Source organism: Hydrogenivirga sp. 128-5-R1-1 (genome assembly GCF_000171895.1).
On the sequence record NZ_ABHJ01000520.1, the window covers coordinates 1 to 1056 of the forward strand.

The 1056-nt window shown below is 27.2% G+C and carries 2 protein-coding genes and 1 pseudogene; 1 reads left to right on the forward strand and 2 read right to left on the reverse strand.

Annotated features, from left to right (window positions below):
- Both HG1285_RS20440 and rpoZ read right to left on the reverse strand, forming a co-directional pair.
- On the reverse strand, positions 1 to 514 hold a 514-nt coding region (locus HG1285_RS20440), incomplete at its 3' end, for a hypothetical protein (RefSeq protein WP_008289722.1).
- A 6-nt stretch (positions 515 to 520) separates the two neighbouring features.
- Entirely contained in the window at positions 521 to 748 is a 228-nt protein-coding gene (gene rpoZ / locus HG1285_RS00225; RefSeq protein ID WP_008289723.1) for a DNA-directed RNA polymerase subunit omega, read from the reverse strand.
- A gap of 130 nt (positions 749 to 878) precedes the next feature.
- Here rpoZ and HG1285_RS19640 point away from each other — a divergent pair.
- Positions 879 to 1056: pseudogene (locus tag HG1285_RS19640) on the forward strand (threonine synthase); the annotation flags it as partial.

A 1056-nucleotide genomic window follows, 5' to 3' on the forward strand; every position in this document is an offset into this window, starting at 1 on the left:
TCCTCTCTTCTTCTAACTTTTGAATTTCTTCTTCTTGTTTTTTTAACCTTTTATTCAATGATATACTTGCAAATGAAATAATAAAGAAAGAAAACCCGTGTAAAAATGATGGAAGTATTAAGTCGTACAACTCGTCTTGTGCGAATGTGAACCTTATGAATATGTAAAGCAGGAGGGAAGCTATTGCTAAGGAGTATGTTAATTTTTTACCAGATAGTACACCATAAAAGAATATTGGAAATAAATATAGTAAGGACAGGTAATAAATAGACTGAAAACTTGATATGATGAAAACTGTAATAAATATAATGTCAAGTAAAAATTCAAATATGTTAATTTCCCTATAAACTATTAATATAAACGATGTAAGGGAATATATAATCAGTATTGTTAATGGAAAATTTAGAAAATTAATCTTTGTTATACTTATGTATAAAAAGTATGAAATAAGGAAGGATATAGAAAATATAAATCTTCCTAATTTGTACCCTAAAAGAAGTTCATTTAGATACACATTAAGTTATTCCTCTTCTTTAACAATTTCTTCTGGTTTTATTATGATAGCTTCCCCTTTTGCAATTTTATCTATAGATATTACAGTTTTTTTAAGCGGTATTCCTTCTTCATTAACAAAGCTTTCTGCTCCAGTTTCATATAATCTTTTTGCAAGTTTTGCTGCTGCATGTACTAATTCGTATCTATTATTTACTTTTTTTAAAGCTTCTTCAGTTAAAGGTCTTTTGCTCACTGTTTTTTCCTCCTTTTTAAATAAATGCAAACCAATATTATACAATAACTATAATTATATTTTCGGTAAATTTAATTATAAAACAAAATGGTATAATATCAGTTGCAAAATTTTAGGAGGATTTTAAACCTTGGACTGTAAATGGCAGGGAATTATAAACGCATATAGACAGTATTTACCTGTGGATGAAAAAACACCTATAGTTACACTTCACGAAGGAAATACGCCTTTAATAGAGGCTTATAATTTATCCAGGGAAATAGCTCCTGATTTAAATTTAAAAATTTATCTAAAGTACGAAGGTTTAA